Source organism: Geomonas sp. Red276 (genome assembly GCF_054784495.1).
This window is the reverse complement of the sequence record NZ_BLXW01000008.1, coordinates 58341-80313: the sequence shown is the minus strand read 5'-3', so window position 1 is coordinate 80313 and position 21973 is coordinate 58341. Positions and strand designations below refer to the sequence as shown.

The window sequence follows — 21973 nt, the reverse complement described above, 5'->3', positions numbered from 1 at the left end:
CAACTGTCGTCTCGATGCTCGCTTTTCCGTCAGCACAAACGGGTCCAAAACCGGCGGGGCACGCAGTTATTTTTCCTTAATCGATTTCCCCTTATTTCACCGACACTTAGGGCGCGGCAATCACTGGCATTCCACCCTTTGCCGATCCGATTTACCCGAAACTGCGACCTTTTTGAACAGCATCCCCCATCAACGATTGAACAGTCCCCCTCCCTGCCGGACGCCAAAGGACCGTGACGTGCCGCCAAAAGGCAAGAGGAGGCCCGCCGTGGCCGTTGCATAAGCTATTGGTTGGTGTTATCTTTTTCCTCATTTGCAGATGAATAGAGAAGGCCCGAGGTTATCATGAAGAGAGTGCTCAGCATCGCGGTCGCCTGCGCCTTGTTGCTCCTTTCGGCAACCAGTTTCGCGCAGGGTCTGGCCGACAAGGTGCAGGAATACACGCTTAAAAACGGCATGAAGGTCCTCATGGTCCCCCGCCACACCTCCCCCACGGTGGCGGCCTGGATCCGCTTCAAGGTGGGGAGCGTCGACGAGCGAAGCGACGAGCGGGGCCTTGCGCACCTGCTCGAGCACATGCTCTTCAAGGGGACCAAGACGCTCGGGACCCGCGACTACGCGGCCGAGAAGCCGGTCCTGGACCAGATCGAGAAGACCGCCCAGGCCCTGATGGCCGAAGAGGCGAAGAAAGACAAGGCCGATCCCAAGGTGGTGGACAAGCTGACCGCGGATCTCAACCGGCTCGAGAAGGAAGGGGAGCAGTACGTCATCAAGGAGGAGTTCGCGGACATCTACGCGCGAAACGGTGCCACCGGCTACAACGCCTTCACCAGCAAGGACGGCACCACCTACATCATCAACCTCCCCTCCAACAAGCTCGAGCTCTGGGCGGCCATTGAGTCGGACCGGATGCAGAACGCGGTGCTGCGGGAGTTCTACACGGAGATGAAGGTGGTCAAGGAGGAGCGCCGCCGCTCCTACGACGCGGAGCCGGAAGGGAAGCTCTGGGAGACCTTCATCGCCGACGCCTTCAACGCCCATCCCAACGGCCAGCCGACCATCGGCTGGATGTCGGACATCGAGCAGTTGACGAGGACCAAGGCGGAGCGGTTTCTCCACAAGTACTACGCCCCCAACAACGCCATCATGGCTCTCGTGGGGGATTTCGATCCCTCCCAGGCGACAGCGCTCATCGAGAAGTACTTCGGCAACATCCCCCCCGGCCAGCCGGTCCCGCCGGTGACCGTGGAGGAGCCGCAGCAGGCGGGTGAGAAGCGGACCGAGGTGATCGGGGACGCGGAGCCCGAGCTGTACATAGGCTTCCACAAGCCGACCCTCCCCGCCTTCGACGACTACGTCTTCGACGTCATCGACATGCTGTTGACCAGCGGGCGCACCTCGAGGCTCTACAAGAAGCTCGTCATGGAGCAGCAGCTCGCCACCTCGGTCTCCAGCTTCACCGCGCCGGGAAGCCGCTATCCCAACCTCTTCATCATCTCCGCCACCCCGCAAGCTCCCCATACCGCGGCCGAGGTGGAGAAGTCGATCGACGAGGAGCTGGAGCGGCTGAAGAAGGAGCCGATGACCGCCCGGGAGCTGCAGCAGATCCTCAACCAGCTGGAGGCGGAGGAATCGCGCCAGATGGCCTCCAACGGCGGGCTGGCGAGAAACCTCACCGAGTACGAGGCGGTCGCCGGGACCTGGCGCTACCTGATCGAACACCGGCAGAAGGTGGCGACCATCACCCCCCAGGACGTCATGCGGGTCGCCAACCAGTACTTCACCAAAGAGAACCGAAACGTCGGCTACCTGACCAAGAAACAGTGACCCCTGCCCTCGCAGGGGGTGAAATTATCCCCTCGCCCCTTCAGGGGTGCCCGAAGGGCGGGTGAGGGGGGCCGTTTCGACCCGCAGGGAGTAAGCCCCACCTCCGCCCGATATACCATTTATCAAGGGAGCAGCAGATGATTGCACCTCTGACATCGAGATCCTTGTTCCGCGCGACCCGCACCCTGGTCCTCGGGGTGGCCGCCCTGGCGGCGGCCGGTTGCGCCACCGTGCCGGGGGCCGACACCGGGACCGGCAAGGCCGCGGCCGCGACCGAGCTCGCCAATCCCCGCACCATGACCTTCCCGGCCCTGAAATTCCAGCTCCCCAAGAGCGAGCGGGTGGTGCTCGATAACGGCATCACCGTCTACCTGCTCCAGGACCACGAGCTCCCGCTGGTCCAGATCACCGCCTACCTGAGCGGGGGGAGCATCTTCGAGCCCGCCGACAAGGTGGGTCTGGCGGCGCTGACCGGGGCCGCGATCCGCGACGGGGGGACCCTTTTGACCCCGCCCGCCAAGCTCGACCAGGAACTGGAATTCATGGCCTCCTCCATCGAGTCCTCGATCAACGCCGACCATGCCACCGTCTCCATGTCGACCCTGACCAGGAACCTCGACCGCACCCTCGCCCTCTTTGCCGAGGTGATGACCAAGCCGGCCTTCGACGCCGCCCGCTTCGAGATGGAGAGAAACCGCGCCATCGAAGGGATCCGGCGCCAGAACGACGACCCGAAGGGGATCGCCGGCCGGGAGCTCACCAAGGCCATCTACGCCGGGCACCCGCTGGGGAGGATCCCTACCATCGCCTCGGTCCGCGCCATCACCCGCGACGACCTCAAGGCCTTCCACCAGCGCTACTTCTACCCCGGCAACACCATGCTGGCGGTCTCCGGCGACTTCGACCGCGTAAAGCTCCTCGCCGAGCTCAACCGGCTCTTCGCCTCCTGGCCGGACCACCGCCCGCCGCTGCGGAGTTTCCCGATGCCGGTGGAGGACAAGACTCCCGAGGTGCTGCATGCCCAGAAGGAGGTCAACCAGTCGGTGATCCGGATGGGGCACCTCGGGATCGACAAGAACAACCCCGACCTCTACGCGATCAAGGTGATGGATTACATCCTGGGGGGGGGCTTCACCTCGCGTCTCACCCAGCAGATCCGTTCCGACCGCGGGCTCGCCTATAACGTCGAGAGCTACTTCGAGACCGGCCGGCGGCTCCCCGCGCCCTTCGTGATCGAGACGGAAACCAAGACGGAAACCACCGCCCAGACCATCGAGCTCATCCGCCAGATCGTCGAGGGGATGACCACGAGCGAGGTCACCGACGCGGAGCTGAAACTCGCCAAGGACCACATCGTCAACTCCTTCATCTTCGGCTTCGAGAGAAGCGACGTGGTGGTGAACCAGCAGGCGCGGCTCGAGTTCTACGGCTACCCCCCGGGCTTTCTGGAGAACTTCCGCGAGAACGTCGCCAAGGTCACCAAGGAAGACGTCCTGAGGGTGGCGAGAAAGTACCTCCAGCCGGAGGCGATGAAGCTGGTCGTGGTGGGCGACGAGAAGAAGTTCGACAGGCCGCTCTCGGAGTTCGGGAGCGTGCGCGAAATAAGCCTGACCATCAAATAGGAGGAAAGATTATGGCAAACTGGAAATGCAAAAGCTGTGGATTCACCAAGGAAGGAAGATGCAAACCGCAGAAGTGCCCGCAGTGCCAGGAGAAGGGGAACTTCGAGAAGGTAGAGGAATAGGTTTCACCGTTTCCTCAGCCGCACCCTCAAACGACAAAAGGCCGGTGGCGTCAGCCCCGGCCTTTTTCATTCTCTGCAATTTCCATTTCAACGGTTATTGAATCACTTCTGCCCACTCTTCAGATTTAAAATCGATGTTTATCAAAACAGCCATCACTCCCCCGAGAAGACCGGCGTCCGTTTCTCCAGGAAGGCCTTGATCCCCTCCGCGTAATCCTTGCTGTCGTAGACCGTCCGCCTGAGCCCCTGCACCCGTTCGAAGGTGACCGGGTTGAGCGGGTGGGCGCTCGCCAAAAGCCGGATCTGCTCCTTGATGACGCCGATGCTCAAGGGGCTGTTCCTGGTGATGTTGGACGCCAGCTCGTAGGTGAAGCTCTCGAGGTCGTCCACGTCCACCAGGTGGTTCAAGAGGCCCGACTGGTAGGCCCGCTCGGCCGACAGCGGCTGGGCCGTGAAGAACATCTCCTTGGCCACGTTGACCCCCATGATGTTCATGAAGTGGAGGATGCCGGTAACGTTGTACGGCACCCCGATCTTGGCGGGGGTCATGCAGAAGGAGGAGGTCTGGCAGCCGATCTGGATGTCGCAGGAGAGCGCGAGGTCGCAGGCGCCTCCCCAGACGCTCCCCTCGATCATGGCGATGACCGGGATGGGGAGGCTCTGGATCGACCTCAAAACGGTCACCAGGGGGTCGTGGTAGCTCAAGGGGTCGCGCCCGGGCATGGGTAGCTCGTGCACGTCGTGCCCGGCCGACCAGACCTTCGCCCCCTTCAGGGCCCGGATGATCAGCACCCGCATCTTCCCCTTCTGCAGCGCCCCGATGGACTGCAGGGTCTCGTTGATGAGCTCCTTGCTGAGGACGTTTCGGTGTTCGGGATTGTTGAAGGTGATGGTGCCGATATTGTCCTGCAGCTGCGTATTGATGATCGCCATGGATTTCCCCCTTGCGTGTGAATCCCGCGAGCTCCGCCGGCAGACGGGCTCGCGGCACCCTCACATTCTACCATCCGGGCGGGATACGTCAGGCGGGGGATGCACTCTTCAGCTGTTCGAGGAAATGGTCGAGGCGGTAGCCGGCCACCGCCGCCAGCTCGGCCAGGCGGGCCGCCACGGCCTCGGGCTCCCCGCCCGGCGCCTTTGCGTAACGCGCGGTGCGGGCCAGCCAGTCGAGGAGGATCTCGAAGCGTTCCTTGTTGAACCAGTCGACCCCGTCGCTTTCGTGCAGCAGGACGAAGCCCCCGGCCGCAGGGTCCTCCAGCAGCTCCGTCAGGGACTCCCGCTCACCCTCCTGCCGGTAATCGGCCAGGAACTGCTGGTGCCGCAGCAGCACGCGGAGCAGGTCGCTCCAGTCGACGGGGGAGAGGTGGGGGGCGGTTTCGGCCGGATCGGGGAGCGAGGCGAAGGCCTCCACCACCGGACGGCCGAGGCCGAGGTGATCGAGCACCTCGTGCGCCTCGGGCGGCGCATCCTCGCCGTCGAAGAGCTCGGCGACCCGATGCAGGACCAGGAAGGCGTTCAAAAGGAGCCACCCCTGGGGGCCGGCGGCGGGATCGGCCATCCCCTCCTTGACGGCCGCGGTGATCTCGGTCCCGAAAGAGACCAGCAGGGCGCGCTGGGCCTTGTCGGTGGCATCCGGGGCCAGGGTCTTCAGAAAGCCTGCCAAAAGCGGCTCGACCAGGGGGATCATCGACTCCGCCTCTTCGCCGGGCTCGCCCGCCGCCGAGGCGAGCTTGGCGAGCAGCGCCCGTAGCGCGTCGTTGGCGGCGCCGTAGCGGATCTGCTTCACCTCCTCGTCGAGGCTCTCCACCCCGGCGCCGTTTAACCGGTAGCAGAGCGTCCCCCAGGTGCCGTAGTCGTCGTCCCGGATCTCCTCGAAGTCGACGAAGGCGTGGTATTCGTAGGCCCCCATCTCCACGTAGAGCCCCTGCTCCCAGAGGTCGCGGCCGTTTCTCAGGTAGCTAAGCCCGGCGCCGAAGTCGCGGAAGCGGTAGTAGTGGCGCCCGTCGCCGTTGAAGTCGAGCGCCTCCCCGAGGCTTCGCTGCACGAGCCGGCTCCCGCCGCTTACGTCCTTCCTGAGGATGGCGCAGGAGTAGCGGATCCAGCCGGCGGTGGAGCCGTAGCGGTTGTTGTAGAGGACGAGGCCGCGCTCGTTTCCCGCGCGGTTCGAGTAGGCGAAGACGTTCTCGTCGACGTGGCTGCCGCTGTAGAAGTCGTAGAGCACGAACTGGTCGGAGCCGGAGAAGATGTGGCGCCGCCGCATGAGCGGGAAGATGTGGGTCTCGTGCCGCCGCACCAGCTCCTGGTCCACCGGTTCGTCCCAGTAGGCCCGCCGGTACTCCATCCCGTACTTCTCGTGGAACCCCTCGATCTGGCCGTGGCCGAACATCGGGAGCCCCGGCATGGTGACCAGCAACAGGGTGGCGCCGAAGTATTTCCCCTCCTTGCCGAACTGGTCGACCGCGGTGCGCTCGTCGGGATTGTTCATGAAGTTGACGAAACGCTTGAGGATCTCCGGCTCGAACTCGAGGACGTTCTTCAGGGTCTGCCGGTACTTGGCGTTCTCCTCCATCTTCAGCATGTTCATGAAGGCGGAGTTGTAGACCCGGTGCATCCCCAGCGTACGGACGAAGTATCCCTCCATGAGCCAGAAGGCCTCGGCCAAGAGGAGGGTGTCGGGGGCCTCCACCGCCACCCGGTCCACCACCTCGCGCCAGAACTCCTCCGGGAAGGCCCGGTCGAAGCCCTCCTGGTCCATGCCGTGCTCGGCGCGGGAAGGGACCCCGCTGCCGTGGCCGGGGAGGGGATACCACAGGCGCTGGTAGTGCTTCTTGGCGAGCGTCATGGCGGCGTCGAAGCGGATGATCGGGGTCTGGCGCGCCACGTGGAGGATGGTCTGGATGACCGCCTCGCGGACCTCGGGGAGGAGGTAGTTCAGCTGCGCGGTGTCGTTCCAGGGGGTCGAGGTGCCGTCGTTGCCGTGGTAGATGTAGCGGACCCGGCCGTTACCCCGGTCGAGGTGCTTGAAGACCACCGCCGCGTCCCGCTTGTCCCAGTAGCCGTCCTCGATGAAGAGGCCGATCCTGTCGTCCGCCGAGAGGTCGGGGCCGTTGAACTGGTAGTCCGGATAGGGGGGATAGTCGAGCTGGATGTACCAGTCCGGATGCTCCAGCGTCCACTTGGAGAAGAGCCCCGTGTGGTTGGGGACCATGTCGGAGGCGAGCCGGATCCCGCGGGCGGCGCAGCGACTCTTCAGGTCTTCCAGCGCCCACTCACCGCCCAGGTCGTCGGCGATCACGTAGTCGTAGAGCGAGTAGGCGGAGGAGATGGCCTCGATGTTGCCGCCAATGTGTTTGATCTTCTGCGAGGAGGGGGAGCGCTCCCAGATGCCGATCAGCCACAGGGCGGTAAAGCCCCAGCGGGAGAGCTTGTCGAGCTCGGAGTCCGGGATCTGGTCCAGGGTGCGCACCTCCCGCTGGTAGTAGCGGGAGAGCTGGTCGAGCCAGACGTAGACCATCTTGGCGACCATCACCACGTTGGGCATCCAGTCGGCGTCGGGTGAGAAGCGCTCGTATTCCGGGTAGTCGCCCCCCTTCCCGAAGCGGCCGAAGCGGAGCACGTCGGTCCCCACCCCGCCGCGCCCCTGGAAGAAGGAGCGCTGCTCCTGGGCGACGACGTCCAGGGCGGTGGTCAGCTCGATCAAGAGGTCGGGCGGAAGAAAGGCCGCCCAGTGCTCCTTGATGTAGGCGATCTGCCCGGTGAGGGAGTCCGGGGAGGCCTTGAGGGGAGCCCTCAGCAACTCGGGGAGCGGGATCCCCACCGGCTGGAAGGGGGGGGCCTCGGCAAGCCGGCGATCGAGCTTGCCGGTCACCGTACGGTAGGGGGAGGTCTCCTCGAGGTCGCGGGCATCGAAGAGCCGGCGGAACTCGTCGACGGCCCGGTTCTCGCCGCACAGCATCATAAGGAGCAGCTCCCCGGCCAGCGAGGAGCGCCGGGTCAGGGAGTCGTCATCGGCGGCGAGGTAGCCTGTCGCGGTCTCCTCCCCCAGCACCATCCGGCGGGAGGGGAAGAGCTCCATGAAGCGGACCATGCTCTGACCGGCCTCTCCGGAGAAGGAGGGGTAGCCCGCCCGCTCGGCCACCTTCACGAGCACCCGCGGCTGCTGCTCGGTGCAGTACTGGCCGATTACGTAGCGGAAGACCCGGTTCAGCATGCTGTAAAGATGGAGCAAACCCGGCTGGACCCGCGGCTCGCCGGCCGCCAGTTCCCGGTTGACGCGGGCGGCCACCCGCCGCGCGTAGATGATGCCGGGGACGGTTCCCAGCTCCTCCAGAAGGTTGCGCAGCCCAATGCGAACGCCGCACTCGGCGGAGATCTGTATGTTGAAGGGGAAATAGTCTGAGTTCACAAACCTCTGCTTCATAGGCACCTCGTCCTGATGGAGTGGTTAAGGCCATACATCATACAACGGATTTCCGTTACTGTCTTTACTAAAATTTATTAACAATTTGAAATGTGAGGAAGCTCCGGCTATGCGGCCGGGTTTACCCTTGACACAGTTTGCGATTTGACCTAAATCTAGCATATTTAGCGAAGGCATCGTTTTTACAAAGGGAAGACGTCATTACCGTTTCAGGCATCACACACATTCTGCGCACGCGGCGCAAGGAAATCGCCGCCGCGATTCTGCTACTGATACTCATCCCGGCCATCCGCATCGTCACCTTCCTCGAGGTCTCTCCCGGCAACGGGAGCCGCATCGAGCTGGTGGAAGTCGGCCGGGGACGCCCGCTGCGCGCCCTGGCCGCCGACCTCGAGTCCCGCGGCATAATAAGCAGCGCCAGGCTCTTCACCCTCCTCGCCCGTTTCAGGGGGGGGGACTCGCGGATCAAGGCGGGCATCTACCAGCTGCACGACGGCATGCACCCGGGGCAGATCCTCGCCAAGATGATCTCCGGCGACATCTATCAGCGGATCTTCGCCCTTCCGGAGGGGTACTCGAGCTACCAGGTGGCGGAGATGATGGAGAAGCGCGGTTTCTTCAAGAAGGACGCCTTCCTGGACGCCTGCACCGACCCCACCCTGCTGGCGGAGCTCGGCATCCGGGCCGGGAGCGTGGAAGGCTACCTCTACCCCGGCAGCTACAACATGCTCCCCGGCAAGAGCGAGCGGGACGTGGTGCGCGAGATGGTGAGCCGTCAGCGGGCCATGCTGGAGAGCTGCATCAAGACCAGCCCGTCGGTTCCCCGCCTCTCCCACCGGGAGATCCTGACCCTGGCCTCGATGGTCGAAAAGGAGGCGGTGCTCCCGGCCGAAAAACCGCTCATCGCCGCGGTCTTCGAAAACCGTCTCAGAAAGGGGATGCGGCTGCAGAGCGACCCGACGGCGACCTACGGAGTCAGGGCCTTCGGCGGCAAGGTCACCAAGCAGGATATCATGCGTGCGACGCCTTACAACACGTACCTGATCCCGGGGCTGCCTCCCGGGCCGATCGGCAACCCGGGGAAGGAGGCCATCCAGGCGGTCCTGAGCCATCCCCCGGTCCCCTACCTCTACTTCGTGGCCCGGGGCGACGGGAGCCACCAGTTCAGCAGCGATCTCACCGCCCACAACGAGGCGGTGCGGAGGTTTTTGAGAACACCGGGCGCACCCCCGGGAGGGAACCGATGAGCAGACGAATTCTGCTGGCGGAGGATAACGAGCGGCTTCGCGAGATGCTGCGCGGCTTTCTGGAATCGCTCGGTCACCGGGTGGCCACCGCGGCAGACGGCAACGCGGCCCTGGCAGCCCTCAACGCCGGCGGAGTCGATCTCCTGATCCTCGACTTAAAGCTGCCGGGGATTAACGGCGTCGAGATCCTCAAGACGGTGCGCAGGACCCCGCAGTACCAGGGGATCGAGGTCATCGTGATGACCGGCGTCTACCGCGGCGAGAACTACGCCCAGGCCGCCCTCAAGCTGGGGGTGAAGGCCTACCTGGAGAAGCCGTTCGGCAAGGAGGATTTTCTGAAGGCGGTGGCCGCGGCAGCGGGGGAGGAACAGCGAAATCTCGCGGAGCTCCTGGTGGAGCTCTACCGTAGCCGCCAAAGCGGTACCCTCCAGCTTTCCGGCGGGACCAGCGTGACGGTGGTCGGCGGGGAGGCGGTTTCCTGCAGCTCGGAAGGGTTCCACGGCTTCCTGGTCTCCGGCGGCACCGTCGCGGAGGGGGAGCTCGAACGCTACCGCCAGCACGGGGGAGCGCGGCTGGGGCTCACCGAGGCGGGGCTATTGAGCTACGACGAGCTCCTCGACAAGTCGCGCCTGTTCCTCGTGAAGACCCTGAGCGACGCCCTTCACCAGCAGCAGGGTGCCCGCTTCATCGCCGGCAAGGTCGAGCCGGAGCTTCCGCTCACCCCGGTCTTTCTTCCCCGCGTCATGCACCAGGTCTCCCGCAGCGCGGCGACCGGCTTCGAGATCGCCCCCTTCCTCAAGCAGCGCGGCCCCCTCTTTCCCGCCAAGACCAAGGAGTACTTCCGGCTGGCCAACCTCTTCAGCATGGGGCGCGACGAGATCGAGCTCCTCGAGCAGGTCGGCCGCGGCGCCAACCTGGCGGCCCTCGTCTCGCACGGGGAGGACCAGGGGAAGCGGGCCTCCTTCCTCGACTTCCTGGTCCGGATGGGGATGATCTCCCTGGAGGCGTCCCCCCAGGGGGGCGAGCAGGCCGATTTCCCGCAGAAGCGCCTCTTCAACACCCCCATCGAGGAGGTCAACGGGGGGGACGGCGAGACCATGAGTTTCGACGACCTGGTGGAGGAGGTTTCCGACTCGGTCGAGCTGGTGGTCGGCGAGGAGGGGATGGCGGCGCCGCTTTCCGCCAACGAGATCACCTTCGAGCAGGACGTCCAGCGCGATTACGCCGCCATCCAGGACAAGAACTACTACGAGATCTTCGGGCTGACCCAGGCCACCTTCAGCTTCTCCGGCCTGAAGGAAGCCTACTTCGCCAAGACCCGTCAGTACTCCCCCGAGCGTTTCATGGAACTCTCCGGCGCCACCCTCTCGCGCGCCCAGGACGTCCTCTCCCACTACGCCAACGCCTACAACACCCTCTCCAACGTGATCGCCAAGGAGCGCTACGACGAGATGCTGAAGGCCAACAGCATCGGTTCCGGCCGCGAGGAGGACCAGCTCCAGGCACGGATACAGTTCCAGTCCGGGAAGGTCTTTTTGGAGATGGAGGATTACGCCAACGCCGAGAAGACGCTGCAGGAGGCCTACACCCTCGACCCGCAGGACGCGGTAACCTGCGCATTCCTCGCCTGGTCCATCTACCGCAACCCCTCCAACAAGGGGTCCCACGCCGCCCAGGAGAAGTCCCGGATGCTCCTCTCCAAGAGTCTCCAGATGGGAAGGTGCTCCGAGGCCTTCGCCTTCCGCGGCTGGATGCTCATGGACGAAGGGAGGGACGGTCTCGCCGAGGGGGAGTTCCAGAAGGCGCTCAAGGCCAGCCCGCGCGACCGGCTGGCCCAGAAGGGGCTCGCCATCATCGCCGAGCGCAAGGAAGCGGAGAAGAAAGGCCTTTTCAAGCGTATCTTCGGCTGATCCCCGCCCGCACCCTCTCGCACCCGCTCGCCCCACCCGACCCCACCCGACCCCACCCGCCCCCACCCGAACGACCCGTCAGACCAGCAGTTGCCCCCCGGCGCCCGCCTCTTTCCTTTGTCCCGCCCTTGATCTTCAATCATTAGATTGTACTATTTAAAGCACGCTAACCATTCTCCCCATTAAATCCCAAATCCAAAGGCAAGACCACCACAGGGCACATCCCTGCCCTGGTAGCGGGAAAGGAGGATCCCATGAAGAGGATCGCTTTGCTCATCGCCGTGCTCCTTTGCAGCGCGGTAGCCGGACAGGCCGCCGAACCGGCGGGCGACGTCATCAAGATCGGCATGGTCAACGACCAGACCGGCGCCAACAAAGGTTCCGGTCGGGGGATGAAGGTCGGCGTGGACGCCTACTTCAAGGCGGTCAACGCCAAGGGCGGGGTCAACGGCAGGAAGCTCCAACTGGTAGTGGTGGACGACCAGATGGTCATGGACAAGACGGTGGACGGACTTCTCAAGCTCGCCGACGAGCAGAAGGTCTTCGCGGTAGTCGGCTCGGTCGGCACCCCCAACTGCGTGGCGAGCCTTCCCATCGTCAAGGAATACAAGCTCCCCTTCATCAATCCCCGGACCGGCGCCACCGAGCTGCGGGAGCCGCTGATCAGGGAGGTCCTCCACATAAGGGCGAGCTACAAGCAGGAGATCGACAAGATTGTCGACGCGCTGGTGAAAAAGGGAGCCAAGCGCTTCGCGGTCTTCTACCAGAACGACGCCTTCGGGACCGACGTCCTGGTTTCCACCGAGAAAGCCGTGCAGCGCCACGGCCTGAGCGTGGTCTCCAAGGGCTCCTTCGAGCGCAATACCAAGGCGGTGACCGCAGGGCTGGCCTCCGTCATGGAGGGGAAACCCGATGCCATCATCGTGGGGGCGGTCTACGCCCCGGGTGCCGAGTTCATCAAGCTAGCCAGGAAGGAAGGGGTCAAGGCCCATCTCGCCTCCTGCTCCTTTGCCGGGGGCTCCAACCTGGTCAAGGCGTCCGGCGACGCCGCCGAGGGGCTCGTGATGAGCCAGGTCGTCCCGGACCTCGACGACCTATCGCTGCCGGTAACCAAGGAGTGCAAGGAGGCGATCGAGAAGAATCCCGAGGAGGTGGGCTTCAACACCATCAGCCTCGAGGGGTGCATGGCGGCCAAGTCGATGGTGATGGCGCTGGAGAAGGCGGGCAATCCCCCCACCAAGGAGGGTTTCGTCAACGCCTACGAAAGCATGAAGGACGCCGACCTCGGTGGCATCAAGCTCACCTTCTCCCCGACCGATCACACCGGCCAGGATAACGTCTACCTCTACATCGTGCAGGGCGGGAAGCTGGTCCCGATGAAGGACTGAGGGAAGGAGCGGCGCGATGACCGTCAAAAGCAAACTGCTCAGCAATCTGGCCCTGACCATCATCGGCATCGCCGTGATCGCCGGGATAGGGCTCTTCTCCATCACCAAGGTCAAGTCGAGCATCGAGATCCTGACCGGGAAGTCGACGCCGCTGCATTTGAAGATGCTGGAGTTGCAGCAAACGGTGGAAAAGGTTTCCGCCGACTTCATGCGGCTGGAGATGACCACGGAACCGGGCGAGGTGAACAAACTGTCCCAGACCATCACCGAACGCATCCAGCGCATGGAGACCCTCAACGAGGAGATCATGTCCGGGGGTGCCGCCTCGAGCGGGGTCGACACCAGCGTGCTGAAGGAGATCGAGAAGACGGTGGTGCGGGTCGCCACCCAGCGGCTTAAGGACATGTCGCTCTTCAAGAACGAGATCGCCTCGGTGAACACGGAGCTCCAGAAGGCGGAGACCAGCGTCGGCTCGATGCGTAAAAGCATCAGCAAAATGGGGAGCAACGCCCTCTCCGCCATCAACTCCTCCCAGTCGGCGAACCTCCAGGTGAACAGCAGCATCAAGAAGCTCCTCACCCTGCAAAGCCGCCTGAAGGACATCCACATCATCCTGAGCGACCTCGAGCTGGTAAGGAACAAGTTCAAGATCGCCCCCCTCAGGGAGCGGATCAAGAACACCATCGAGCTGACGCGCAACATCGAGGTCGGGGGCGGGGACAACCCGGCCATCAAGGAGGTGAGGGGGGTGGCGCTCGATATCCTCAACCGGATCGCCTCCGAGGAGGGTGGGCTGGTGGCCCTGAGGCTGGAAATCCTCAGTACGCCGGAGAAGAGCGAGACGGAGCAGTACGCTGCCAAGCGGGCGGAGATCATGAGGCCCCTGGAGGAGAACAGCAAGAAGATCTTCAACACCATCGACGCCCTCGAGCTGCAGATCATCAAGGACCGCAACAAGGTGGTCTCCTCGCTCGGCTTCCAGAATGCCGCCAGCACGGTGATGGAGGCGGGGAGCGGCATCAGCGTGGACGTCAAGGAATTGAACGCCGGGGTGCGCCAGATCATGCTCTGCACGACCGACCAGGAGGTGGCGACCCTTGCCGCCACCCTGGGGCAGGCCCAGCGGCGGATCGAGGCCAACGTCTCCATGGCGCGGGGGCTCCTGGTGCAAAACGGCCAGAAGGAGCTCGCCAAGAGCATCGCCGAGGTATCGGGGACCATCCGGCGGGCCGGTGCCTCCATCCGGAAGATCGAGGCGACCAAGCTGAACGTGATCAGGAGCAACCAGGCGATGCACAAGGCCCTGGAGTCGGCCCGGGGGATCTCGCGGGAGCAGGCCCAGCGAAGCGAGGAGCAGGTGAAGAGTATCGGCGAGAACCAGCAGCAGATCCTGTCCGGCGTCCGCCAGGCGGTGGGAAACGCCTCGCTCTTGTCGATGGTGATGATCGGGGTCTCCTTCGGGGTGGCGCTCGTGTCGCTCATCATAAGCCTCAGGATCATCTCCTCCATCACCAAGCCGCTCGGGCATGCCAAGCTGGTCACCGCCGAGATCGCCAACGGCAACCTGACCAGGAGGATCGAGCTCAAGACCCGCGACGAGATCGGCGAGATCTGCGACAGCATCAACAACATCGTGGTCCACTTCCACGAGGTCATCTCGCGGGTCACCCACAACACCCGCCAGGTCGCCTCGGCCTCGGCCCTGCTCTCCAACGCCTCCGACCAGATGGCCTCGGGGGCCGCCCGGGTGGCCGAGCAGGCCGCCACCGTCGCCACCGCCAGCGAACAGATGGCGGCCACCTCGAGCGAGATCGCCCTCAACTGCACCCAGGCGGCGACCGGCTCCCAGCAGGCCAACGACGCGGCCATCACCGGCGCCGAAGTGGTCAAGCAGACCGTGGAGGGGATGAACCTGATCGCCGAGAACGTGAGGGAGTCGGCGGTCACCATCGGGAACCTCGGCAGCCAGTCCGAGCAGATCGGCGCCATCGTGAAGACCATCAACGACATCGCCGACCAGACCAACCTCTTGGCCCTCAACGCCGCCATCGAGGCGGCGCGCGCCGGAGAGCACGGGCGCGGCTTCGCGGTGGTGGCCGACGAGGTGCGGGCGCTGGCCGAGAAGACCGGGAGCGCCACCCGCGAGATCGCCGCCATGATCAAGTCGGTCCAGCAGCAGACCAAGGGGGCGATGAAGGTGATGGAGTCCGGGGTGACCCGGGTGGAGCAGGGGACCGTCGAGGCGTCCAAGTCGGGGAGCGCGCTGGAGGAGATCCTTCAGCAGATCAGCGCGGTCGCCATGCAGGTGAACCAGATCGCCACCGCCGCCGAGCAGCAGACCGCCACCACCGGGGAGATCAGCAACAACATCCAGAACATCAACGAGGTGGTCCAGGAAACGGCCAGGAGCGCGCAGGAGTCGGCCAGCTCGGCCCTGCAGCTGTCGCGGCTGGCCGAGGAACAGCAAAAGCTCGTCGGCCAGTTCAAGCTGAGTTAGGGCTCAAAAAGGGAGAACCCCATGGCATTCGAGGCCCAATTGCAGATGGCGCAGGGGGTGGCGAGAATCACCCTGGCCGGCTCGCTGGACGCCGCCTCGGCCCCCCGCTTCCGGGAGGTCATCGAGCAGGCCGCGGCCCAGGAGGCCGGTAAGCTGGTCCTTTTCATGGAGAAGCTGGAGTTCCTGGCCAGTGCCGGCCTGCAGGTGCTGATCTTCGCCCGCCGGAAGATGGGGGCCGAGGTCGATATCTACGTGGTCGGGAGCCAGGGCCCCGTGCTGGGCACCCTGGAGATGACCGGATTCCGCCACGGGGTCCATATCCAGGACACCTTCGCCGACGCATGACCAGCCGCGCCACCGTCCTTTCCACCGTTGTTTTCCGCCGCCCAAGCGCCCTGCCGTCGCCGCCGGCGACCAGGGGCGCCTTCAGCAGGGGTATCAGATGGAGCCGTTAAGCCTCCCCGCAAAACTGGATTCGCTCGAAAAACTCGGGAGCTACGTCGTCCGGGCAACCACGGAGGCGAAGCTCGCCGCCAAGGCAGCCTACGGTCTGCGCCTGGCGGTGGACGAGATCGCCACCAACATCGTCACCCACGGCCACGAGGAAGCGGGAATAAGCGGGGAGGTGACCGTGAGCGTGGCCCTGACCGACGATTCCCTGACCGTCGTGCTCGAAGACGGCGGCCTTCCCTTCGACCCGTTAAGCCACCGCCTTCCCGCCGAAGATGACCTGAACCTCCCCCTGGAGGAGCGTGCCATAGGCGGCCTCGGCATCTTCCTCGTTCTCAAGAGCGTCGATGCCTTCCGCTACGAGCGGACCCGTGACGTCAACCGCAACATCTTCGTCATGAACCGCACCCCGAACGGGGCAGCCTGAGGCGAAGAAGCGGGGTTCGAACCGGAGACAAGCCATGCTGACCAAGCCGTTCGGCGCACCAAGCATCGGGAGGGTGATCCTGCGGGCCCTGCACGCTCTACCGGCCCTGCTCCCGGTCGTCATTCCGCAGGGAAACATCAGGGGGCGCATCCTGCGAGCTCTCCTCGGAGTCTCCGTTTTGTCGCTGCTCTGTTTCACGGTGATATCGCTGCACGGCATCAGCCAGATCGAGGAGTTTGCCGTCCACGCCTGCAGCGCGCCCGCCGAAGGGGCCGAGGCACCGGCCGTCCCCACCGAAACCGCCTTCGTCACCGTCATCTCCCAGCTCGCCCTCGGCATGAGGAGGCTGATGGTGGTCCTGATCCTGCTCTTCTTTGCCGCCATCACCGCGGTCTACCTGGTCGCCCGGGAGCTCGCGCGCGTCATCACCGACCCGATCCTCGTCCTCGACGCCGGGGCCAAGGTGATCGGGGACGGCAACCTCGATCACCGGATAGAGGTGCATACCGGGGACGAAATCGAGGCTCTGGCCGAGACCTTCAACAAGATGACCGGCAGCCTCCGGGAGTATGTCCGGAACCTGACCGAGACCACCGCCGCCAAGGAACGGATCCAGGGGGAGCTCAAGGTGGCGACCGACATCCAGGCGAGCCTGCTGCCGAGACTGTTCCCACCGTTCCCGGCCCGCAAGGAGTTCGACATCTTCGCCCACATGGACCCGGCCAAGGAGGTGGGAGGGGATTTCTACGACTTCTTCTTCGTCGACGACAAGACCCTCTGCTTTCTGATCGCCGACGTCTCCGACAAGGGGGTGCCGGCCGCCCTGTACATGATGGTGGCGAAGACCCTTCTCAAGACCGAGGCGCTCCGCGGCCTCGGGCCGGACGAGATCCTGTTCAGGGTCAACAACCTCCTGGCCGACAACGACAGCTGCATGTTCGTCACCGTCTTCTGCGCCCTGCTCGACACCGCCAGCGGCGCGGTCCGTTTCTCCAACGCCGGCCACAATCCCCCCCTTCTCTACCGAACGGGGCGCGGGTTCGAGTTTCTGAAGATCCGGGCGGGGTTCGTGCTCGGCCCCATGCCGGACACCACCTACTCCTTGGAGACGGTGACGCTTGGGGCCAACGACCTCCTCTTCCTCTACACCGACGGCATCACCGAGGCGAAGAACCCCGCGGGCGAGCTGTACGGAGAAAAACGTCTGCTGGAGGCGCTGAAAGGGGGAGAGGTCGGCGACCTGACGACCATGGTACAGGCGATACGTACCCGCGTGGACGAGCATGCCGACGGCGCTCCCCAATCCGACGACGTCACCATGCTGGCCCTCAGGTTCAGGGGGGTGTCCCGTGAGAGTTAGCTTCTTCGGCCCCGGCAGGGGGAGGCTCGCCATCATGCTCGTGCTGGCCGTGGCCTTCGCCCTGACCGCCGCCCGCGCCCCGGGAGCCGACCGGAAGGTGCGCAGGGTGGCGATGATCCTCTCTAGGGGGGAGACCCGCTCGGAGCAGGGGTTCCGGGACACCATCCACGCCTCGCGCGATTTCGTGGTGCGCTGCCGGACCTTCAACGCCGGCCAGAGCCAGGAGCGGCTGCAGGAGATCATGGCGACCCTGGACCCGTCCCAATACGACCTCATCTATACCTTCGGCACCATGGCCACCCAATCCGCCATGGAGAGGATCAAGGAGGTGCCGATCGTCTACAACGTCGTCCAGCGCCCCATCGAGGCGGGGATCATCACGAGTTGGAAAAGCTCGGGGAACAACGTGACCGGCGCCTCCAACATCGTCGCCACGGAAAGCGCCTTCAGGGCTCTCACCATGGTGATGGGCATCCGCAAGCTCGGGTTCATCTACAGCGACCAGGACCCCGCCTCCAGGATCCAGAGGAACGAGGTCGAGAAGATCCAGCAAAAGTACGGCTTCCGGATCTTCGACATGCCGGTGCGGGACCGGGAATCGATTCCCGGGGCCATCGGGCTCGGGGTCAGCGCCAAGGTCGATGCGGTCCTGCTCCCCGCCGACTCCTTCGTGAAGGCCAACGCGGGGACCATCGTGTCGGTGCTCAACGAACACCGGATCCCGACCATCGCCATGATCCCCGAGATGGTGACCGAAAACGGCGCCCTGATCTCCCTGGGTCCCGATTATTACGAACTGGGGGAGCTGGCGGCCCGCAACGCCCTGGAAGTCCTGGGGGGGAAGCGGCCGACCGAGGTTCCGTCACAGACCGTGAGGACGCTCCATCTCTGCATCAACCTGAAGACCGCGGACCGGCTGGGGATCATATTCCCGTTGCAGCTACTGTCGATGGCGGCGGTGGTCCGCTAGGGAATTCGCCGCCCCGGGAGCACACGGGCCCGCACCCGTCGCGCCCTCTCTCGAGGGACCACTTCGCCGCAAGGGGGCCATGGTGAGCCACGCAGGACTCATCTCCATCGACGCGACCGAGGCGCTCATGATACTGCGCGGGTACATCCCGACGGTTCTGGTGGTCGTCATCGGGGTCCTGGTCGGCAAGCTGGATGAGTTCAGGCACCAGGCCACCCTGATCAAACTGATCGACTACGTCTTTCTCCCCTGCCTGGTATTTTCCGCCCTGCACCGGCACCCCTTCGACCTGGACGAACTGCTGCAGATCGGAGTGGCGGTCGCCGTGATGGTCTCCCTGTCGACCGTGGCCGCCATCTACCTCGTGGGAGACGGGAGGGGCGGAGCCGGCTGGAACCATCTGGCCACCATTTTCATGAGCAGCGGCACCATCCTCCTCCCCCTGGCCTACGTCCTCTTCGGCAACGAGGGGCTCGTGAAGGCGATCTATTTCCACCTGTTCGTCCTCCTGCTGCTCCACACCTTGGGAGCTCACCTCGTGAAGGGGACAAGCAACCTGCAATCCTTTTTCAGGCTCCCGTTCCCCTACGCCGTGGCGCTGGCGCTCGCGACCGCCTCGTTACCGGTGCCGGCCTCCGAAAACGTGCTGGAACTCGGCTGGCTGATGGAAAAGGGGATACAGATCGCCGGGCTGGGTGCCTTGCCGCTGCTGCTCATCAATTTCGGCTACCCGCTGGGTCTCATCAAGCTATCGGCTCTGCGCAAGGGGGCCGCCGGCGGACTCCTGCGGATCGTCGGCGGGCCGCTGCTGGGGCTGGCCGTCATCTACCTCTACCGCCAGGGTGGGTGGCTCAGCATGGAGAGGGGGTACGACATCCTCACCTTCATCGACCGGCGCACCACCGAGGCGCTCCTGATGCTGGGGGCCTCCATGCCGTCGTCCCATCACGCGCTCCGGATGGAGGCCGGCGAAGGGCTCATCGCTTCCGAGGCGGAAACGGGCACGTTCCTCGTGAGCGTGCTGGGGAGCGTCGTCACCGTCATCACGGTGGTATTCGTCGTGGACATCTACATCTTCCCGCACTAGGGAAGGCATCGACCATTGAAGCCAGCAATTGGCCTGGCCCGGAGCGATCGAGAACAATCATGCGCCTTATCTCGCCTGAAACGCTGATGGTCATACGCGCCGTGCTCCCCTCCTTCACCATCGCCCTGCTCGGCGTGCTGCTGGGGAAGATGGACCGCAGGCGGGAGCTGAACCAGAAGACCATCTCCAACATGGTCTACTGTTTCTTCACCCCCTGCCTGGTCTTCTCGTCGCTTCACAAAAGGTCCTTCGACTGCGTGGAGTTCGCCCTGATCGGCGGGGCGGCCTTTCTCCTCATCGCGGTCATGACCCCCATCGCCTTCTTCTTCAAGCGCCGGGCCGGGGTCAGGGAAAACGGCTACTGCCTCCCCATCATCTTCATGAACACCGGAAACATCTCGCTGCCGATCGCGCTGCTCCTCTTCGGCAACGACGGCCTCGCCAAGGCCATCCTCTTCCACATGATGAACATCCTCGTCCTCTATTCCTACGGCGTCTACCTGGTGAGCGGACAGACCGACCTCCGCCAGTTCCTCAAGATACCCGCCCTTTACGCGACCCTCCTCGGCGTGCTCGCGGCCACCACGACCCTCCCGGTGCCCGAAGCGGTCCTGCAGGGGTATGCCATCGTCTGCAAGGTGAGCGATCTCCTCGCCTACGCCGCGATCCCGCTATTGATCGTCAATCTCGGCTACTCGATGAGCGTCACCACCAAGCTGACCACCCTGAAGGACGACGCCACCGGAGCCTTCCTGCGGGTCGTGCTCGGGCCTCTTCTGGCCTTTGGGGTGGTGATCTGCTACCGAAAGCTCGGCTGGCTCCCGACCGGCGCCGGCCCCGACCCGCTCGTCACCATGGGATACCGCACCACCGAGGCGATCATCATCCTCAACGCCGCCATGCCCGGACCGGTCATGGCCTACCTGCTCAACGTGAAGTTCAACAACTGTCCCCAGAAGGCGGCCTCCATGGTGGCGCTGGGGACGCTCGCGGGGCTGATTACCATCCCCCTGACGCTTCATCTCATCAACCGGTTCATCGCCGTATAACGGCCAGGAGGTGGGAAAATGCAGATATCCTTGCAGCAGCAGCAGGACCACCAGGTCATCTCACTTTCCGGCAGGCTCGACGCGAGCACGGCCCCCCTTCTCCAGGATCGTTTTCAGGAGGCCCTCACTCCCGAAAGCTGCCGCTTCATCGTGGAGATGAGCGAGGTGGACTACGTCTCGAGCGGCGGCTTACGGGTGCTGCTGGTGATGACCAAGATGGTCAGGGCGCTCGGGGGGGGAATCGTGCTGGCGCAACTGCACCCCTTCGTGGAGGACCTGATGACCATGTCCGGGTTCCATACCATGATCCCCGCGACCGCCACCAAGGAGGAGGCGCAGAAGCTTCTCGCCGCGGGAGGTATGCCATGAAGGTCGCCATCATCGGCGCGGGGCACATCGGGACCACCCTCGCCTACACGCTCCTCATCAAGGGGTTCGTCTCGGAGATCGCCATCGTCAACAGGACCCGGGAGAAGGCCTTCGGCGAGGCGCTGGACATGACCCACGCCCTCGCCTCCGCCTCGCATTCGGTGAAGATCTATTCCGGCGACTACCGCGCCTGCGAGGGGGCCGAGGTCGTGGTGGTGACGGCGGGCGCGGCCACCGTCAAGGGGCAGTCGCGCCTGGAGATCGTCGCCGCCAATGCGGCCATCTTCAGGGAGCTCATCCCGAGTATCCTGGAACACAACCGGGACGCCATCTTCCTGGTGGTCACCAATCCGGTCGACGTGAACACCTGGCTGGCGCTACGTTACTCGGGGCTCCCCTGGCAGCGGATCATCGGCTCGGGGACGGTGCTCGACTGCCAGCGTTTCCAGTCCTTTCTGAGCCGGCATTTCAACGTCCACCCGGCCAACGTCCAGGGGCTCATCATCGGCGAGCATGGCGACTCGATGATCCCGTTGTGGTCGCGGGCCTCGATCTGCGGGATTCCGCTTTCCGAGTTCCCCGGATACGACCAGCAGGAGATGGAGGACATCTTCGACATCACCAGGCGCGGCGCGGCCATGGTCCGGGTCACCAAGGACAGCACCCAGTACGCAACCGCCATGTCGGTAGCCCGGGCGGTGGAGGCGATCCTGCTCGACAAGAAGGAGGTCCTCACCGTCTCCACGCTGGTCAGCGATTTCTACGGCATCGGCGACGTCTGCCTCAGCATGCCGGCCATCGTGGGGAAACGGGGGATCGAGCGGGTACTGAAACCTCGGCTCGCCGATGACGAACGGGAAAAACTCCTCCGCTCCGCCGCCATCCTCAAAGGGGTGCTCGCCTCGGTCGATGAAGATAGGCCGACTGGCGGTGCATCCGGCGTATAACTTTTCTATACAGCCCCCCGGGGTGGCCGAACCTGCCGAATCTGCGGCAGATGCGGCTCTCGGCCACCCCCCACCCCTCCCCCCTCCCCTTCCTCTGTATACCTAGCCTATACACCAGCCGGTCATCGGGAGCACCGAGCACACCGGGCGACCGACAATAACCCCCGATAAATCAACCTGTTAGTAAAAAGTAAATTTTTTACAATTTAAGGCACGGCAAATGCTAACCGAGGGAAAGGGGACCATATCGAGGCCGGTGTCCCGCTTCCCACCGGGGAGAG

The 21973-nt window shown here is 64.3% G+C and carries 17 protein-coding genes; 15 read left to right on the top strand and 2 right to left on the bottom strand.

The annotated features are described in order from the left end of the window. The first annotated feature begins 345 nt into the window (after positions 1–345). From ACYVL5_RS07795 to ACYVL5_RS07785, 3 genes are all read left to right on the top strand, one after another. Positions 346–1827, top strand: a complete 1482-nt coding sequence (locus ACYVL5_RS07795; protein WP_460594994.1) for a M16 family metallopeptidase — start codon at positions 346–348, stop codon at positions 1825–1827. Between the two features lie 137 nt (positions 1828–1964). Beyond that, a complete protein-coding gene (locus ACYVL5_RS07790) occupies positions 1965–3449 on the top strand; it encodes a M16 family metallopeptidase (protein ID WP_460594993.1) in 1485 nt (494 codons plus the stop codon). Positions 3450–3460: 11 nt separating this feature from the next. Further along, the gene (locus ACYVL5_RS07785) at positions 3461–3571 is read left to right on the top strand and encodes an RCKP-type rubredoxin-like domain-containing protein (RefSeq protein ID WP_460594992.1); all 111 of its coding nucleotides are present in this window, start codon (positions 3461–3463) and stop codon (positions 3569–3571) included. 153 nt (positions 3572–3724) lie between these two features. Here the strand turns inward: ACYVL5_RS07785 and scpB are convergent, their stop codons facing one another. Continuing rightward, complete coding sequence (scpB, locus tag ACYVL5_RS07780; RefSeq protein WP_460594991.1) at positions 3725–4504, bottom strand: methylmalonyl-CoA decarboxylase; 780 nt, start codon at positions 4502–4504, stop codon at positions 3725–3727. An 88-nt stretch (positions 4505–4592) separates the two neighbouring features. Further along, positions 4593–7991: an alpha-amylase family protein gene (locus tag ACYVL5_RS07775; protein WP_460594990.1), complete on the bottom strand. Its 3399-nt coding sequence runs from the start codon at positions 7989–7991 to the stop codon at positions 4593–4595. Positions 7992–8128: 137 nt separating this feature from the next. Between ACYVL5_RS07775 and mltG the strand changes: the two genes are divergently transcribed. The 12 genes from mltG (at position 8129) to ACYVL5_RS07715 (ending at position 21692) form a co-directional block, all read left to right on the top strand. Continuing rightward, positions 8129–9238 (top strand): endolytic transglycosylase MltG, encoded by a 1110-nt coding sequence (mltG, locus tag ACYVL5_RS07770; protein WP_460594989.1) that lies wholly within the window; start codon positions 8129–8131, stop codon positions 9236–9238. Next, the gene (locus ACYVL5_RS07765; protein ID WP_460594988.1) at positions 9235–11148 is read left to right on the top strand and encodes a response regulator; all 1914 of its coding nucleotides are present in this window, start codon (positions 9235–9237) and stop codon (positions 11146–11148) included. Before mltG ends, ACYVL5_RS07765 begins: the two co-directional genes overlap by 4 nt. 254 nt (positions 11149–11402) lie before the next feature. After that, positions 11403–12536 (top strand): ABC transporter substrate-binding protein, encoded by a 1134-nt coding sequence (locus ACYVL5_RS07760; protein WP_460594987.1) that lies wholly within the window; start codon positions 11403–11405, stop codon positions 12534–12536. 16 nt (positions 12537–12552) lie between these two features. Continuing rightward, positions 12553–15033, top strand: a complete 2481-nt coding sequence (locus tag ACYVL5_RS07755) for a methyl-accepting chemotaxis protein (RefSeq protein WP_460594986.1) — start codon at positions 12553–12555, stop codon at positions 15031–15033. 21 nt (positions 15034–15054) lie between these two features. Further along, positions 15055–15378 (top strand): STAS domain-containing protein, encoded by a 324-nt coding sequence (locus tag ACYVL5_RS07750; RefSeq protein WP_460594985.1) that lies wholly within the window; start codon positions 15055–15057, stop codon positions 15376–15378. Between the two features lie 97 nt (positions 15379–15475). Then, the gene (locus ACYVL5_RS07745; protein WP_460594984.1) at positions 15476–15910 is read left to right on the top strand and encodes an ATP-binding protein; all 435 of its coding nucleotides are present in this window, start codon (positions 15476–15478) and stop codon (positions 15908–15910) included. A gap of 34 nt (positions 15911–15944) precedes the next feature. Further along, on the top strand, positions 15945–17270 hold the full coding sequence (locus ACYVL5_RS07740) for a PP2C family protein-serine/threonine phosphatase (protein WP_460594983.1): 1326 nt from the start codon (positions 15945–15947) through the stop codon (positions 17268–17270). Then, a complete protein-coding gene (locus tag ACYVL5_RS07735; RefSeq protein WP_460594982.1) occupies positions 17260–18240 on the top strand; it encodes an ABC transporter substrate-binding protein in 981 nt (326 codons plus the stop codon). The genes ACYVL5_RS07740 and ACYVL5_RS07735 overlap by 11 nt, the downstream gene beginning before the upstream one ends. Positions 18241–18322: 82 nt before the next feature. After that, a complete protein-coding gene (locus tag ACYVL5_RS07730; protein WP_460594981.1) occupies positions 18323–19327 on the top strand; it encodes an AEC family transporter in 1005 nt (334 codons plus the stop codon). Positions 19328–19386: 59 nt separating this feature from the next. Continuing rightward, positions 19387–20376 (top strand): AEC family transporter, encoded by a 990-nt coding sequence (locus tag ACYVL5_RS07725; protein ID WP_460594980.1) that lies wholly within the window; start codon positions 19387–19389, stop codon positions 20374–20376. Between the two features lie 18 nt (positions 20377–20394). Continuing rightward, entirely contained in the window at positions 20395–20745 is a 351-nt protein-coding gene (locus ACYVL5_RS07720) for an STAS domain-containing protein (protein WP_460594979.1), read from the top strand. Next, entirely contained in the window at positions 20742–21692 is a 951-nt protein-coding gene (locus ACYVL5_RS07715; protein ID WP_460594978.1) for a malate dehydrogenase, read from the top strand. Before ACYVL5_RS07720 ends, ACYVL5_RS07715 begins: the two co-directional genes overlap by 4 nt. Positions 21693–21973: the final 281 nt, after the last annotated feature.